Source organism: Pseudomonas sp. PS01270, from assembly GCF_029959775.1.
In the GTDB taxonomy this organism is placed as follows: domain Bacteria; phylum Pseudomonadota; class Gammaproteobacteria; order Pseudomonadales; family Pseudomonadaceae; genus Aquipseudomonas; species Aquipseudomonas atacamensis.
Window position 1 is genome coordinate 1 of sequence record NZ_JASCPT010000015.1, and the last position, 15,630, is coordinate 15,630.

Annotated in this window: 10 protein-coding genes; 2 read left to right on the plus strand and 8 right to left on the minus strand. The window is 61.1% G+C overall.

Annotation, left to right across the window (positions count from 1 at the left end; translation table 11 throughout):
* Nucleotides 1-123 precede the first annotated feature (123 nt).
* Both QMX86_RS07460 and QMX86_RS07465 read right to left on the minus strand, forming a co-directional pair.
* Nucleotides 124-693, minus strand: a complete 570-nt coding sequence (locus tag QMX86_RS07460) for a lipocalin family protein (RefSeq protein ID WP_016772094.1) — start codon at nucleotides 691-693, stop codon at nucleotides 124-126.
* A 29-nt stretch (nucleotides 694-722) separates the two neighbouring features.
* Nucleotides 723-977 carry a hypothetical protein gene (locus QMX86_RS07465; protein ID WP_016772095.1) on the minus strand — a complete coding sequence of 85 codons (255 nt, stop codon included), beginning with the start codon at nucleotides 975-977 and terminating at the stop codon, nucleotides 723-725.
* 281 nt (nucleotides 978-1,258) lie between these two features.
* On the opposite strand from QMX86_RS07465, the gene QMX86_RS07470 reads away from it, so the two are divergent.
* Entirely contained in the window at nucleotides 1,259-3,151 is a 1,893-nt protein-coding gene (locus tag QMX86_RS07470) for a methyl-accepting chemotaxis protein (RefSeq protein WP_197047952.1), read from the plus strand.
* A gap of 107 nt (nucleotides 3,152-3,258) precedes the next feature.
* Here QMX86_RS07470 and QMX86_RS07475 read toward each other — a convergent pair whose 3' ends face one another.
* The 5 genes from QMX86_RS07475 to QMX86_RS07495 all read right to left on the minus strand — a co-directional run bounded on the left by QMX86_RS07475 (nucleotide 3,259) and on the right by QMX86_RS07495 (nucleotide 12,859).
* Nucleotides 3,259-3,861, minus strand: a complete 603-nt coding sequence (locus tag QMX86_RS07475; protein WP_282385022.1) for a DUF924 family protein — start codon at nucleotides 3,859-3,861, stop codon at nucleotides 3,259-3,261.
* A 3-nt stretch (nucleotides 3,862-3,864) separates the two neighbouring features.
* On the minus strand, nucleotides 3,865-4,875 hold the full coding sequence (locus tag QMX86_RS07480; RefSeq protein ID WP_016772098.1) for a class 1 fructose-bisphosphatase: 1,011 nt from the start codon (nucleotides 4,873-4,875) through the stop codon (nucleotides 3,865-3,867).
* A gap of 339 nt (nucleotides 4,876-5,214) precedes the next feature.
* A complete protein-coding gene (locus tag QMX86_RS07485) occupies nucleotides 5,215-6,579 on the minus strand; it encodes a DUF3999 domain-containing protein (protein WP_282385021.1) in 1,365 nt (454 codons plus the stop codon).
* On the minus strand, nucleotides 6,576-10,157 hold the full coding sequence (locus tag QMX86_RS07490; RefSeq protein WP_282385020.1) for a DUF2339 domain-containing protein: 3,582 nt from the start codon (nucleotides 10,155-10,157) through the stop codon (nucleotides 6,576-6,578). Before QMX86_RS07490 ends, QMX86_RS07485 begins: the two co-directional genes overlap by 4 nt.
* 251 nt (nucleotides 10,158-10,408) lie before the next feature.
* The gene (locus tag QMX86_RS07495) at nucleotides 10,409-12,859 is read right to left on the minus strand and encodes a glycogen/starch/alpha-glucan phosphorylase (RefSeq protein WP_016772100.1); all 2,451 of its coding nucleotides are present in this window, start codon (nucleotides 12,857-12,859) and stop codon (nucleotides 10,409-10,411) included.
* Between the two features lie 259 nt (nucleotides 12,860-13,118).
* Here QMX86_RS07495 and QMX86_RS07500 point away from each other — a divergent pair, with 259 nt between their 5' ends.
* A complete protein-coding gene (locus tag QMX86_RS07500) occupies nucleotides 13,119-13,556 on the plus strand; it encodes a YkgJ family cysteine cluster protein (protein WP_016772101.1) in 438 nt (145 codons plus the stop codon).
* A 248-nt stretch (nucleotides 13,557-13,804) separates the two neighbouring features.
* Here the strand turns inward: QMX86_RS07500 and typA are convergent, their stop codons facing one another.
* Entirely contained in the window at nucleotides 13,805-15,625 is a 1,821-nt protein-coding gene (typA, locus tag QMX86_RS07505) for a translational GTPase TypA (RefSeq protein ID WP_016772102.1), read from the minus strand.
* Nucleotides 15,626-15,630 lie beyond the last annotated feature (5 nt).

Here is a 15,630-nt window from a genome sequence, read left to right on the forward strand (position 1 = left end):
ACCCAAAAACCAAACTGTGGGAGCGAGCCTGCTCGCGAACGCGGTGTATCAGTCAATATTCATGTCGACTGATACACCCTCTTCGCGAGCAGGCTCGCTCCCACATTTGATTTGTATAGCGGCTTAATTGGACGTCTTGGCCATCTGCCGATCCGACGCCCGCCAGATCAGGCGTGTGGTGTCGTAACCCTGCTGACGCGCCTTGCTCAGCAATTCTTCGCGCACTACACCGTTGACGGTCGGTGTGCGTGACAGCAGCCACAAGTACTTGCGACTCGGATCGCCGACGATGGCGGTCTTGTAGTCGTCGCTGACGTACAACACCCAGTACTCGCCCTTTGCCACACCCGGCACCAGGCGCGAGAACCAGTTATCGAATTCGACCCAGAGCTTGTCGGTCTTGCCCGGCACTTGTGGATAAGCCGTGCCCTTGGCTTCTTCCCACTGCCACTCCGGGGTCAGGCAACGATTGAGCACGCCGACATTACCGTCAGGCTTGAGGGTGTAATGGGCTTCGGATTGCGCGCAGTGGCGCTGAAAGTACATCGGCAAGCGTGCCAGTTCATACCAGGTGCCCTGATAACGCTTGAGATTGACGCTGTTGACGGTCTTGGGCGCCAACGGGTCGACGCCGGAAGTGGCGCAGCCAGCCAGTACCAGGCCAGCAAAAAGGATCAGCAATAACCGCTTCATTTTTTTCTCCGTGGGCGCGAAGCCCCGGTTTACTTCAGGCCTTGGCCGGAAAACATCAGCACTTTGTCACCGGCGTATTGCACGCTGATAAAGCTGTTCTTGTCGCCCCAGGTGCAGCTGGACATACCGAGCGCGCCCGAGCAATCAGTGGGCTTGCCGAGAAGGGTTTCCACTTCGGACTTGGCCATGCCGGCCGAGAGCTTGGAGTAGTTTTCCTGATTGACCTTGCTGCATGCGGCCAATAGCACGCAAAACGACAGCAGGGCGATAGATCGCAGCGACATGGTGAAACTCCTGGAACGAGGGGGGATGGCATGGTGCCAACCAGAAGCTTAGAAGAGAAAAGTGTCATCTGGTTCCGTGACCGAACGCCTATTTATCAGCCCGCCCGTCCGGCTTTTGCCGGTAAATCAAAAACTTTGTGAAGCCGTCGAGCATTTCGTCGAATTTCCCTGCAAGCGCCTAATCTTTGGCGCGGCGCGGTCGAAATAAGAGCAGCGCAACGCTGCCGATTATGGCAAATTGCCGCCCTTTCCTGACCAGCCCCTTCGCGGTAGTTCATTCGATGACCAGAAACATGAAATTCAGCCACAAGATTCTGCTGGCTGCTGCCCTTGTGGTGGCCGTTGCGTTCGCCTGTTTCATCTTCTTCAACGACTATCGCCAGCGTCAGGCCTTGAGCAGCAGCACCGAAGCGACCATGCAGGAGCTGGGAAGCCTGACCACCAGCAACATTCAGACGTGGCTGGAAAGCCGCATTCAGCTGCTGCAATCGCTGTCGCAGCAAGTCGCCGTCGATGGCAATGCGCCCGCCAGCCTCAAGCGCATCATTGACCTGCCCGCCTACACCGGCAATTTCCAGCTCAGCTATTTCGGTGGCGCTGACGGCGTGATGTTCTCGGTGCCGGCCGGCAACCGTGCGCCGGACTACGATCCACGCGCGCGCGGCTGGTACAAAGCGGCCAACAGCGCACAACAAACCATCGTCACCGAACCGTACATCGCCGCTTCGTCGGGCAAACTGGTGATCACCGTTGCCACCCCGGTGCAGCGTCAGGGCCAAATGCTCGGCGTCGCCGGTGCCGACATCGATCTGACCAGCGTCAGCGCGATCATCAACTCGCTGAACTTCGGCGGCCACGGTCATGCGTTCATTGTCAGCGCCGAAGGCAAGATCCTGATTCACCCGGACAGCAAGCTGGTGCTCAAGACCCTCGCCGAGGCCTATCCGAACGGCGCGCCTCAAGTCAGTCCGGGCTTGAAAGAAGTCGAGTTCGACGGCAAAACCCAGTTGATTTCCTTCACTCGCGTCAACGGCGTGCCTTCGGCTGACTGGTACGTGGCACTGGTGCTCGACAAAGACACCGCGTTCTCGATGCTCAGCGAATTCCGCACCTCGGCACTGATCGCCATGGTCATCGCCGTGCTGATCATCATCGGCCTGCTCGGCATGCTGATTCGCGTGCTGATGCAGCCACTGCTGACCATGGGCCGTGCGATGCATGACATCGCTGAAGGCGAAGGCGATCTGACCAAACGTCTGGTGATTCACGGCAATGATGAATTCGGCGCGCTGGGCACTTCGTTCAACCGCTTCGTCGAACGCATTCATACGTCGATCCGCGAAGTGTCCTCGGCTACCGGCCAGGTCAACGAAGTCGCCCTGCGGGTGGTCGCTGCCTCGAACTCGTCGATGTACAACTCCGACCAGCAGGCCAGCCGCACCAACAGTGTCGCCGCCGCGATCAATCAGCTCGGCGCCGCCGCTCAGGAAATCGCCCAGAACGCCGCCCTCGCCTCGCAGCATTCCAGCGATGCGCGCAGCCTCGCGGTCGACGGCCAGCAGGTGGTGGATAAAACCATCCACGCCATGCAACAGCTGTCGGCAAAGATCAGCGACTCCTGCGGCAACATCGAAACGCTGAACAGCAACACGGTGAACATCGGTCAGATTCTCGAAGTGATCACCAGCATCTCCCAGCAGACCAACCTGCTCGCACTCAACGCCGCAATCGAAGCCGCGCGCGCCGGTGAAGCCGGACGCGGTTTCGCCGTGGTCGCCGACGAGGTGCGCAACCTCGCGCACCGCACCCAGGATTCGGCGCAGCAAGTGCAGAAGATGATCGAAGAGCTGCAGGTCGGCGCACGTCAGGCAGTAACCATCATGACCGAGAGCCAGCGCGAGAGCGAAAGCAGCGTCGGCATCGCCAACCAGGCCGGCGAGCGCCTGGGCAGCGTGACCCAGCGCATCGGCGAAATCGACGGCATGAACCAGTCGGTGGCCACCGCGACTGAAGAGCAGACTGCTGTGGTCGAGTCGATCAATGTCGATATCAACGAGATCAACACGCTGAATCAGGAAGGGGTGGAGAACTTGCAGGCGACGTTGCGCGCGTGTTCGGATCTTGAGCAGCAGGCGGCACGGTTGAAGCATCTGGTCGGCAGCTTCAGGATCTAAGCTGCAGCCTCAGGCCTCTTCGCGAGCAGGCTCGCTCCCACAGTGGAATGCATTTCAATTGTGGGAGCGAGCCTGCTCGCGAAAGCGGCATAAGCCGCACTGAAGATTCAGAATCTTGAGCCGGGCCTGGACAGAAACTCCAATTCCTCAGCCGTAGACTCCCGCCCCAACACCGCATTGCGATGCGGAAACCTTCCAAACCGGGCAATCACCTTCTGATGCCGCTCGGCATAGTCCAGGTTATCGGCAAACACCGCCCGCTCCGACTCTGGCTGTTCAGCCGCCAGCTCGATAAATCTGGAAACAGCCTCATTCTGCACTGCGAGGTTTTCGCAGTGTTCGAATACCAGATAAATGAATACCCGCTGAATCGGTTTCAACTGCCGATCAAAATCCGCCGCAACGCCTTGCGCGACAAGCTTCTGCGCAAGCAGATCACCGGAAAATGCTTTGGGGGTGTCGCGATAGATCATGCGTGGCAGTTGATCAAGCAACAGCACCACCGCCAGCCAACCTTCGGGACATTGCGTCCACTCGGTCAATTCGCCGGCCAGGGCCTGATCGACAAAGACCCCGAAACGCGTCTGCGCTTCGAGGTCCTGGCTGTTTCGCTTGCCGAACCACAACTTGCCCTTTTCAGCCGCTACTTCGCTGGCTGATTCGGCGTGTCCGAACCACCAGTCGAGCAACGGCTGCCAGGGCGCGTGCATGGTTTATTCCTTGTGGTAGGCCGTAGCGCGGGCGACTTCTTCTTTCGAACCGAGGAACACTGCAACGCGCTGGTGCAGGCCTTCCGGCTGAATGTCGAGAATGCGCTGGTGACCGTCGGTGGACGCGCCGCCGGCTTGTTCGACGAGGAACGACATCGGGTTGGCTTCATACATCAGGCGCAGCTTGCCCGGTTTCGACGGCTCGCGGCTGTCGCGCGGGTACATGAACAGACCGCCACGGGTCAGGATGCGGTGGACGTCGGCAACCATCGCCGCGACCCAACGCATGTTGTAGTTCTTCTTCAACGGGCCTTCTTCACCGGCCAGCAGCTCGCCGACATAGCGCTGTACCGGGGCTTCCCAGTGGCGCTGGTTGGACATGTTGATGGCGAATTCCTGGGTGGTTTCCGGGATGGTGATGTCTTCGTGAGTCAGGACGAAGCTGCCCATTTCGCGATCGAGGGTGAAGCCTTTGACGCCGTCGCCCAAGGTCAGCACCAGCATGGTCTGCGGCCCGTAGATGGCGTAGCCGGCGGCCACTTGCTGGGTGCCTGGCTGCAGGAACGCTTTTTCGTTCAGCGGCTCGTTCTGGCTCAGGTACTCGTTCGGGCAACGCAGTACCGAGAAGATCGTGCCGACCGGGGCATTGATGTCGATGTTCGACGAGCCGTCCAGTGGATCGAACACCAGCAGGTACGCGCCTTTCGGGTATTTGCCCGGGATCTGGTAGGCGTTGTCCATTTCTTCGGACGCCATGCCGGCCAGGTGACCGCCCCATTCGTTGGCTTCGAGCAGGATCTCGTTAGAGATCACGTCGAGCTTCTTCTGCACTTCGCCTTGCACGTTCTCGGTGCCCATGCTGCCCAGAACACCACCCAGGGCGCCTTTGGACACGGCGTGGCTGATCTCCTTGCAGGCACGCGCTACCACTTCGATCAAAAAGCGCAGATCGGCAGGAGTGTTGTTGCTGCGGGTCTGCTCAATCAAATAGCGACTCAAGGTAACGCGGGACATGGACGGCTCCGGTGGAATGGGGGGCGGAAAACCCGCGCAGTTTACAGGGAGTCTGAAAACCTAGCGAGCGAAGACGCCGGCTAACGTGCGCCTGGGTGTATTTGCCTGCATGAGACGTGATTGTCGGTGGAGAGTTCAGGTGTCGGGTTGAGCGTAGTTGGAAATGGGGCGGGTGGTGGTTGAGTGATAGCGGCAGTCTGATGAATTTTTGTTGTTTGACCGGCCGCCATCGCTGGCGAGCCAGCTCCTACAGGATGTGTGGTGTACACAAAATATGTGAACGACCGAGATCACTGTGGGAGCTGGCTTGCCAGCGAATGGCGCGCAGCGCCGCCATGCTCAGGTATTGGCAGGCGGCTTGCGCAACAGGCTGAACGCCATCGCCCCGAGAAACACCACACTGAGCAGCAACACCGCCCACAAGCCGAACTTCTTCCAGTTAGTCCCGGCCACCGCAGCCGTCGTCGCCGTTGAGGTTTGCGTGGCCACTGCTTCGTCCTGCACCGTCGCCTTGCCCAGGCTCGCCAGCTTTTCTGGCTTGAAGTCCGGAATCAACGTTGCCAGCGGCAGGTTCGCCGTTTTCACCGTGGCATTGCCCAAGGCCAGGCTGTACGGCCCTTCGCCCCGGGCGAGGAAGATCACCTGCGTGGCGCGCACCGCATATTTCAGGTCCGGCGCCTGCTCACCCAACCCGCCGCCGCGCTCATCCACGGTCAGCTTGAGTTGCTGCACGGTCTGCCCGGACAGCGGGATTTCGTTCTGCACCACGTCCTGATTGTTCTGGCTCAGGCGATACAGCAAACCGCTGCTCAGCGTCTGCCACGGCAAGTTGCTCTCGCGCCGGCCGGCCAACGTGACTGGCGCCAGACTGTTCGGCTGTTTCAGCTCAACCTGCACCCGCTCGACATTCAGCCCCATCGGCAGCTGCCAGATGTATTCCCCGGATTTGCTGCTGTTGCCGGCCACGCTGGGCGACCACACCAAAGGCAGCGGCAGGTTGCGCGGGTCGCTGCTTTTCAATTGCGCCGACGTCAGGACGGGCGCCGAGCCCGGCGACTCCCACAGCAGGCGCACATAGCGCGCGGTCTGCCCCGGCAGGGTCACTTCGTGCTGTTCGATGCGCTCATCGGAAAAGGTCAGCCGCGCCACCTGGCCCTCGCCCCAGGATTGCCAGTGCTGCAGATCGTCGCTGGCCTCGATGCTGAAACGCTGAAAACCGTCGCGCTCGCTGGTCCAGTCGAGGATCAACTGCTGCAGCGGCGCCTTGATCGCGCTGGCATCGAGCAACCAGCCGCGCAGCACTTCTTCGCCCGCCTCCAGTTGCGAGGACGGTTGCACTTCGACCAGGGTGCCGTTGGTGGTCGACTGGACGCGCACATTCGGCGCACGCTCGCTGGCGTCGGCGGCGTTGTACAGCGGGAACCATTTGACCTCGTGCAGCTTGCCGTCGTCGCGGGTCTGCGCCGATTCGCGAGCCAAGGCGTAGGCCTGCGCTTCGCCGGCGGCGTTGAACACACGCAGGTCGCTGAGATCGGTCTGGCGCGCCTGCAATTGCGCGCTCAGCGGCAGGTCGAGGCGATACCACGGGCCATTGCCGCTCACCGTCAACGGCACTTGCGTGGCGAAGTCCGCCGGTTTTTCCTGAGCGCCAGCGACTATCACCACGCCCAGCGCCAACCACCCCAGATTCAGCATGCGACTCAAGATGCAACTCCTTCGGTATCCGGCGCGGGTTTGTCCGCCGCCGGTTCGGCCTCGACGCGTTTGGGTGGCAGCGGCGCGAAGTAGCCGACCACCAGCAGCAATACGCCGACACCGATAAACGAGACGATCCGGGCGAGACCGCCACGGTTGCTCAGTTCGACAAAAATCAGTTTGGCCACCACCAGCGCAATCAGCGCCGCGCCGATCAGCCACACTTCGCGGCGATGGCGCAGATGGCCGCCGATCATCAGCCCCAGCGCCATCAACGTCCAGACGATCGACAGGCCGGCCTGCACCAGCATCGACGCGAGCAGCTGATCAAGCTCGAACGGGATGCCGGCCCAGTGATGCGCCGCGCGGGTGACCAGCGCGGTGCAGAAGGCGAACAGCGAAACCCCGGCGATCAGTTGCGTGGCGTGGTCGGCATGATCCTGACGGATCGACAACTGCGCAACGGCGCTGCGCGACCAGATATAAACGCCGAACAGCGCAAACAGCAGCCCCAGCTCCAATGGGTTGAGCAGCGGCACGTAAGGCAACGGTTCGGCATTGCCATCGCTGACGCCATTGGCCAGCCAGAACCACGCCAGCATCAGCACCGCCAGCGGTGCCGCCGCATACAAGCGGTACTCGCGGGCAAACGCGGCCACCGGCCACGGCCACGTTCGGGGTGCAGCCATCAGCAACAGATAGAGGCTCGGCAGAATCGCCCAACCCAACCAGCGCCAGGCATTGTATTGCTCGGACAACAGCAGCAGGCCGTAACGCAACTCCAGCGCCAGCACGCCAATCAGCAGCCAGCAACCGAGCACATGGGCCACGCTCAATGCGCGCGCCGGCAACATCGACGCCAAGCGGCGCAGGCTGAAGAAGTGCACCGCGAACAGCGCCGGCCACGCCAGCCAGCCGAAGTCGGCGGCCGGGTGGTAGCGCGAATGCCAAGCGCCGAGCAAAACCAGCGCCGCCGCCGGAATCAGTAAGGTGCAGAGCAACCCCAGCGCCGGCCATTTCAAGCGCAGTGACAACAGCGTCCACAGCGCCACACTGATCGCAGCGACCAGCAGCAACAATGTGCCTTGCAGGTTCGGCGAGGCGAAACGCAGGATTTCGCTGACCCACGCCAGCGTCCACCAACCGGCGCCCCAGACCAGCAGCACTTGCGACAAGCGCTGCAAACTCAAGGCATCAAAAGCCGTGGCATGGTTGCCCAATTGCAAGCGCCACGCACCGATCAGCGCGGCCAGCCCCAGCACCAGCGGTGTCCAGAAGCCGCCATGGGCCAATGGTTGCAATCCTTCGCTAGACAACGGCCCGAGCCATTCGGGGCCGGCGAGCAGAAACGCCGCGCCGCCGACCACCTGCAACAGCAGCCCGAAAACGAAACTCAGACGCTGTTGCAGGTACAGGCTCAGCCAGATGATCAGCAAACCGCTGGCCGCCCACACTGCACTCGCGGTTTGCCACGGCAGCACGAACAGCACCGCCAGATTGATAAGCACCAAGCCGGCCAGCAGCACCACCGACAAGCCGCGCAGCAGGCGCACATCGCCGCGCACCTTCTCGTCCCGCGCCGCCAGCAGCATGCCGCCAATCAAGGCCAGACCGATCAGCGATGCACTGAGCAAACCGCTCCAGCCAGCGCTGAACACCGCCGTCGAATCTTCGCCGGCCGTTTGCAGGCGCAACAGAAATAACGCGCCGCCCAGCAACTGCACGGCGAACGCGGTAAACAGAAATGTGCGCGATTGAATTCGCAAGCCAACAAACAAGGTCGCCAACCCGGCCAAGGCCCAACTGATCGCCGTGCCCTGGATGAACAGGAACAACGGCGCCAGCAGATACAGGAACGTCAGGCCCAGACACGCCAGCACTGGCAGGCCTTGCCTTTCCCACGGCAATGTTTGCTCGGGCGTAGCCTTGCGCAGTTGGAAGAAACTGAACAGCAGCGCGGCGCCAAGCATCAGCGCGCCCAGCGGTGCGCCGTCGAGCAGGCTGCTCTCGCCGGGCTGCAACTGGCTGAGAAACGCCAGTGCCGAACCCAGTTGCAGCAGTAAGGCAAAGGCCCGGGCAAACGGTCGATGCTGACGCAAGCCAAGCCAGAAAATTCCCGCGCCTTCCACGGCCCACGCCGCAGAAGTCCAGCGCGCATCGAGCCCCAGCGGAATCGCCAGGCTGGCGAAAATCACTCCCAGCGCCAGGCAGGTTTCGCCCAGGAGCATCGCGCGCCCGCCCATCAAAACTTTGGCCAGCGCCATATAGATCATGCCCAGCGCCAACGCACTGAACGCCGCCGCGAATTCGAGGTGCTGGACCAACGCAAACTGCAAACCGAAGCCAATGATCGGCGGGCCGAACAGCAGGGTGCCGTCGACATAATCACCCTTGCGTGCAGACCATTGCAGCAGCGCCTCGCGATCAGCCTCCGCCGGAGCATCCTGCAGGTCGCGCAATTTGCGCCGGGCGAACAGCAGGCCGATGGCGAGGTACATGAGGAAAAACAAAATCAGGAACGGCTCGGTGCTCCACAGCACTTCCGGCGTGTAGGAACGCAGGCCCCAGGCGAATCCGATACCGAAGGTGCCGACGAAACCGATCAGGTTGAGCAGCCGCCAGGCCTTGAACCAGGCGATAGCAAGAATGCCCGCGTTGAGGAGAGCGAAATAGCTGAACAGTGCGACGTGATTGCCTTCGCCGGTAGAAGTCAGAATAGGCGCGGCGAAACCACCGAGTGCCGCCGCTGCGGCCAACCCCAGCGCGTCCTGGGTAATCGCCAGAATGGCCGAGAACACCGTCACCGCGACCAGCAAACCGAGTGCAGCGGACGGATCAAGCAACGGATGCAGACGCATCGCCGCAAACACCGTCAGGTACAACACCGCGATCCCGGTGCCTTGCAGCATCAATGCATAGTTGCTGTTGCGTCGGCGCAACCACCAGCCCAGCGCAAGCAGAGCCAACGCCGCTGCCGCGACGCCGGCGTAACGCAACTCGATCGGCACCACCATGCCTTCGGTGGCGTAACGCAGTAAAAACGCCAGACCGAAAAACAGCAGCACCACACCGACGCGCAGCACTGTATTGCCGCCAAACAGCCAGTTGCGCGCAGCGCTGATGCCGCGTTCGATCAGGTTCGGGCCACGGGGTTCGGCGGGTTTTTGTGGCGGTGCCGCAGGAGCCGGTTCGGCGCGCCAGACATCCGCCGGCAACGGCTGGCTGGTTTCGCGGGCGACGGTGGAGATCGGTTCGACTTCGGGGGGCAGTTCCCAGATCAGTTCAGGGGTCGGGGCAGCCTGCTCAGCCACGTCGACGGGTGCGGCGACTGGCTCGGCTTCAGGTGACGGCGCGGGCGCATGCGAGGGCGAACCCTCCAGCACAAACAGCCGCTGAGCCACGCCTTGCAAGGCTTCGCGCACCTGCTCGAGTTGACGCTGTTGCTCCGCCGCCTGCGAGCCAAGGCGCGCAATGCGCAGCGCCTGGCCGATGACCAGCCCCAGCAGCGCACCCAACAGCGCGCCACTCAACGACTCGTCGAGCAGTCCACCGAGCACCAGCCCGATCAACATGAACATCCATTGCATGGTCGATATCCCTAAGCAGCCCCGGGGCGGGGCGAGTCCGGCGATGGCTTCAGTCTAGGCACAAACCGTGTGGGAGCCAGCCTGCTCGCGAAGGCGGATTGTCAGCCAACATTTCTGTTTAAGTCGACGATCGCTTCGCGAGCAGGCTCGCTCCCACAGGGTACGGCGGTGATTGATGCCTATTAACCGGCGCTCAGTATATCGATCCGGCCCAACAAACGTTGGGCCTTGCGCAGATTTGTCGGGGAAAGTTACTCCAGCGCTTTCCAGATATCCGTGGCGTACTCGCGAATCGTCCGGTCGGAAGAGAACCAGCCCATCCGCGAGGTGTTGAGCACCGCCGAACGCCACCAGTTCTGCGAGTCGTGCCAGTGCGCATCGACACGCTTCTGCGCTTCCCAGTAGGAGTCGAAATCGGCGCAGACCAGAAAGCGGTCATAGTCGATCAACGAGTCGATCAGGCCGGTATAACGCGAGGTATCGTCCGGCGAGAACACACCGCTGCGAATCGCCTGCAGCACATCGTTCAAACGATGGGAGGCGGCGATGTCGGGTACGGCGCTGAACTCGTGGTTCTGCTTGCGCGCTTCAACCTGTTGCGCACTGAGACCGAAGATGAACATGTGCTCGGCACCGATGCGCTCGCACATTTCCACGTTGGCACCGTCGAGGGTGCCGATGGTCAGCGCGCCGTTGAGGCCGAACTTCATGTTACTGGTGCCCGACGCCTCGAAACCGGCGGTGGAAATCTGCTCGGACAAGTCCGCCGCCGGGATGATGCTTTCAGCCAGGCTGACGTTGTAGTTGGGCAGGAACACCACTTTCAGCAGGCCGCGCACAGTCGGATCATTGTTCACCACCCGAGCGATGTCATTGGTCAGCTTGATGATCAGCTTGGCCTGGTGATAACTCGCCGCCGCTTTACCGGCAAAGATCTTCACCCGTGGCACCCAGTCGACTTCCGGCTCGGCACGAATCGCCTGGTACAACGCCACGGTGTGCATCAGGTTGAGCAACTGACGCTTGTATTCGTGGATACGTTTGACCTGCACGTCGAACATCGCCGCCGGGTTGACCGCGATCCCGAGGCGCTCGTGAATCAGATAGGCCAGCGCCTTCTTGCTGTGCAAACGCTGCTCGGCGAAGGCTTTGCGGAACGCGGTTTTCTCGGCGAACGGCTCGAGTTCGAGCAGGCGCTCTTCAGGATGATCGAGCAGGTCCGGGCCGAGGGCATCGACCAGCATCGAAGTCAGTTCCGGGTTGGCCTGATACAGCCAGCGGCGGAAGGTGATGCCGTTGGTTTTGTTGTTGATCCGCTCAGGGTAGAGCTTGTGCAGTTCGGCGAATACGGTTTTGCGCATCAGCTGCGTATGCAGACCGGACACGCCGTTGACGCTGTGCGAACCGAGGAACGCGAGGTTGCCCATGCGCACCCGGCGGCCGTTGTCTTCTTCGATCAGCGACACCGCGCGCAACACGTCGAAGTCATGAATGCCCTTGGCCCGCAGCGAATCGATGTGCTGCGCGTTGATCAGGTAAATGATCTGCATGTGCCGTGGCAGCATGCGTTCCATCAGCCCGACCGGCCAGGTTTCCAGCGCTTCCGGCAGCAGCGTGTGGTTGGTGTACGACAGCGTGTCGACAGTGACTTGCCATGCTGCGTCCCACGCGACGTCGTAGACGTCGACCAGTTGGCGCATCAGCTCGGCCACTGCAATCGAGGGGTGAGTGTCGTTTAGCTGGATCGCCGCGTGATCACCGAGGGTCAGCACCGAGGTGTGCATGTTGCGGTGACGGCGCAGCAGATCCTGCAGCGAAGCGGCGACAAAGAAGTATTCCTGACGCAGGCGCAGTTCTTGCCCGGCTTCGGTGCTGTCGGCCGGATAAAGGACGCGGGAGATACTCTCGGCGCGGGCCACTTCCGCCACGGCGCCCAAGTGGTCACCGGCGTTGAAGCGTTCCAGGTGCAGGTCTTCCATGGCGCGGGCACGCCACAGGCGCAGAGTGTTGACGCTCGCTCCGCGCCAGCCGACCACCGGCGTGTCATAAGCAATGGCTCGCACGGTTTCCGCCGGCGACCAGACCTGACGAGTCTTGCCGGAGGCATCGGTGACGGTTTCGACGCTGCCGCCGAAGCCGATCGGGTACGCCACTTCCGGCCGTTCGAATTCCCAAGGGTTGCCGAAATCCAGCCAGTGTTCGGTCTGCTCCTGTTGCCAGCCATCGACGATCGCCTGACGGAACAAGCCATGCTCATAACGAATGCCATAGCCATGGCCGGCGATGCCGAGGGTCGACATGCTTTCCATGAAGCACGCCGCCAGACGACCGAGGCCGCCGTTGCCGAGAGCCGCGTCGGGCTCCAGCAGGCGGATGCGCTCCAGATCGACGCCCAGTTCGGTCAGCGCTTCACGGGCGACGTCGAGCAGGCCGAGGTTGCTCAGGCTGTCGTAGAGCAAACGGCCGATGAGAAATTCCAGCGAGAGGTAATAAACGCGCTTCTGGCCTTTGCGATAGATCTGTCGGGTGTGGTCCATCCAGTGTTCGACCATGTGATCACGCGCAGCCAGGGCGATGGCTTCGAACCAGTCATGGTCGAAGGCGTGATCGGGGTCTTTGCCCACGGCGTAGGTGAGTTTGGTCAGGACGGCGTCGCGGAATGCGGCCACCTCTGCTTCGCGAACTAGTGGTTCTTGAGTCATCAACAGGACCTCGAGCGAGCGGGAATTTTCTGAGCCTAGACGGTCTGACCGGCGGTAACGGCTCTGGTTCGGCAGTATTTGCGCGGACTGTGCGCCAGTGCGACATAACCCTGGCGGATGAGCCAATGAATGCAGGGGCCGTGCCGTCCTGTCGGGCAAAATGCGGCCGCTGCGAAAATATCCGGCGAAAGGTTGTTCAAAATTCCACCGCTGCCGGTATGATCGCGCGCCCTGATGCATACACGCCTGGTAACTCCCGATGATGAAGCCCAACCTGATCGCCGCCGCCGAGATTGATCGTCTCGATACGTGGGCCAAATATTCGGCACCGATGTGCGGCTCGTGCATGTCCAGCTGCTGCACGCTGCCGGTCGAAGTGAAGATCAAGGATCTGGTGCGCATCGGTGTGGTCGACGAGTTCGAACTGGGCGATCCGCCAAAGAACATCGCCAAGCGCCTGCAAAAGGAAGGTCTGGTCGAGCGCTTCAATCAGAAGTCGGGAATCTTCACCCTCCAGCGCATGAGCAACAACGACTGCTATTACCTGGATCGTAAAACCCGCCTGTGCACCATTTATGACAAGCGCCCGGACACCTGCCGCAACCACCCGAAGATCGGCCCGCGGCCGGGGTATTGCGCTTATAAGCCGAAAGAAGTCGAGCGGGTGCAGAATTTCCGGGCCATCGACAAATTTTGATCGCGCCTGATCGTTCCCACGCTCTGCGTGGGAATGCAGCCCGGGACGCTCCGCGTCACTCCTGAAGCCGAACGCGGAGCGTCCGTTGAGGCATTCCCACGCAGAGCGTAGGAACGATCAATACGCCCACAAAACCCTGTGGGAGCTGGATTGCCAGCGATGAGGCAGCACAAAGATCGCCTAAACCCCAGACAAACAAAAACGCCCCCGGTCTCGCGACCGGGGGCGTTTTTTATTCCAGGGCTGAATTACGCCTTGGCTTTCTTCGCAGCGCGGGTACGCTCGCTTTCGTCGAGGATCTTCTTGCGAAGACGGATCGACTTAGGCGTAACTTCGCACAGCTCGTCTTCCTGGATGTATTCCAGAGCCTGTTCCAGGGTGAAGCGAACAGGTGGGACCAGAGCGATGGTTTCGTCTTTACCCGAAGCACGCATGTTGTCGAGCTTCTTGCCTTTGGTTGGGTTGACACCCAGGTCGTTGTCGCGGCTGTTCTGACCAACGATCTGACCGTTGTAGATTTCCTGGCCGTGTTCTACGAACAGCTTGCCACGAGCCTGCAGGGTTTCCAGCGAGTAGGTCAGAGCCTTGCCGGTTTCAACCGAAACCAGAACGCCGTTCTGACGGCCGGACATGTGGCCCGACTTCACTGGAGCGTAACGGTCGAAGATCGAGGTCAGGATGCCAGCACCGTTGGTCAGGGTCAGGAACTGGTTACGGAAACCGATCAGACCGCGAGCAGGGATGTTGTATTCCAGACGAACACGGCCCTTGCCATCCGGCACCATGTTGCTCAGGTCGCCCTTACGCAGACCCATCTCTTCCATGACCTTGCCCTGGGATTCTTCAGGGATGTCGATGGTGACGTTTTCGAACGGTTCCTGCTTCACGCCGTCAACTTCACGGATGATCACTTCAGGACGGCCCAGGGCCAGCTCGAAGCCTTCGCGACGCATGGTTTCGATCAGTACCGAGAGGTGCAGCTCACCACGGCCGGAAACCTTGAACTTGTCAGCGGAGTCGCCTTCTTCAACGCGCAGTGCAACGTTGTACAGCAGCTCTTTGTCCAGACGATCCTTGATGTTACGGGAGGTCACGAACTTGCCTTCTTTACCGCAGAATGGCGAGTCGTTTACCTGGAAGGTCATGGAAACGGTTGGCTCGTCAACGGTCAGCGGCTTCATCGCCTCGACGGTGTTGATGTCGCACAGAGTGTCGGAGATGAACAGCTCGTCGAAGCCGCTGATGCAGACGATGTCGCCGGCTGCTGCTTCGTCAACGTCGATGCGGTGCAGACCGTGGTGACCCATCAGCTTCAGGATACGACCGTTGCGACGCTTGCCGTCGGCGCTGATAGCGACAACCGGGGTGTTCGGCTTGACGCGACCACGAGCGATACGGCCAACACCGATAACACCCAGGAAGCTGTTGTAGTCCAGCGCGGAGATCTGCATCTGGAACGGACCGTCACGGTCAACGGCCGGAGGCGGAACGTGGTCGACTACCGCCTGGTACAGCGGAGTCATGTCTTCCGCCATGGCGGTGTGGTCCAGACCGGCAATACCGTTCAGGGCCGAAGCGTAAACAACCTGGAAGTCCAGTTGTTCTTCGGTCGCACCGAGGTTGTCGAACAGGTCGAAGATCTGGTCCAGAACCCAGTCCGGACGCGCGCCTGGACGGTCAACCTTGTTGATCACCACGATTGGACGCAGGCCGGCTTCGAAAGCCTTCTTGGTCACGAAACGGGTTTGCGGCATAGGGCCGTCTTGAGCGTCAACCAGCAGCAGAACGGAGTCGACCATCGACATTACGCGTTCAACTTCGCCGCCGAAGTCGGCGTGGCCCGGGGTGTCCACGATGTTGATGTGGTAGCCGTTCCAGTTGATGGCGGTGTTCTTCGCCAGAATGGTAATACCGCGTTCTTTTTCCTGGTCGTTGGAGTCCATCACGCGCTCGTCGTTGAGCTCGTTGCGCTCCAGGGTGCCGGATTGACGCAGGAGTTTGTCTACCAGGGTGGTTTTACCGTGGTCAACGTGGGCAATGATGGCGATGTTGCGTAGATTTTCGATCACTTGTG

Coding starts and splice junctions, on each gene's coding strand:
- QMX86_RS07500 (WP_016772101.1), top strand. CDS start 13,119: ATGATGAAGCCCAACCTGATCGCCGCCGCCGAGATTGATCGTCTCGAT.
- QMX86_RS07495 (WP_016772100.1), bottom strand. CDS start 12,859: ATGACTCAAGAACCACTAGTTCGCGAAGCAGAGGTGGCCGCATTCCGC.
- QMX86_RS07490 (WP_282385020.1), bottom strand. CDS start 10,157: ATGCAATGGATGTTCATGTTGATCGGGCTGGTGCTCGGTGGACTGCTC.
- QMX86_RS07465 (WP_016772095.1), bottom strand. CDS start 977: ATGTCGCTGCGATCTATCGCCCTGCTGTCGTTTTGCGTGCTATTGGCC.
- QMX86_RS07475 (WP_282385022.1), bottom strand. CDS start 3,861: ATGCACGCGCCCTGGCAGCCGTTGCTCGACTGGTGGTTCGGACACGCC.
- QMX86_RS07460 (WP_016772094.1), bottom strand. CDS start 693: ATGAAGCGGTTATTGCTGATCCTTTTTGCTGGCCTGGTACTGGCTGGC.
- QMX86_RS07470 (WP_197047952.1), top strand. CDS start 1,259: ATGACCAGAAACATGAAATTCAGCCACAAGATTCTGCTGGCTGCTGCC.
- QMX86_RS07480 (WP_016772098.1), bottom strand. CDS start 4,875: ATGTCCCGCGTTACCTTGAGTCGCTATTTGATTGAGCAGACCCGCAGC.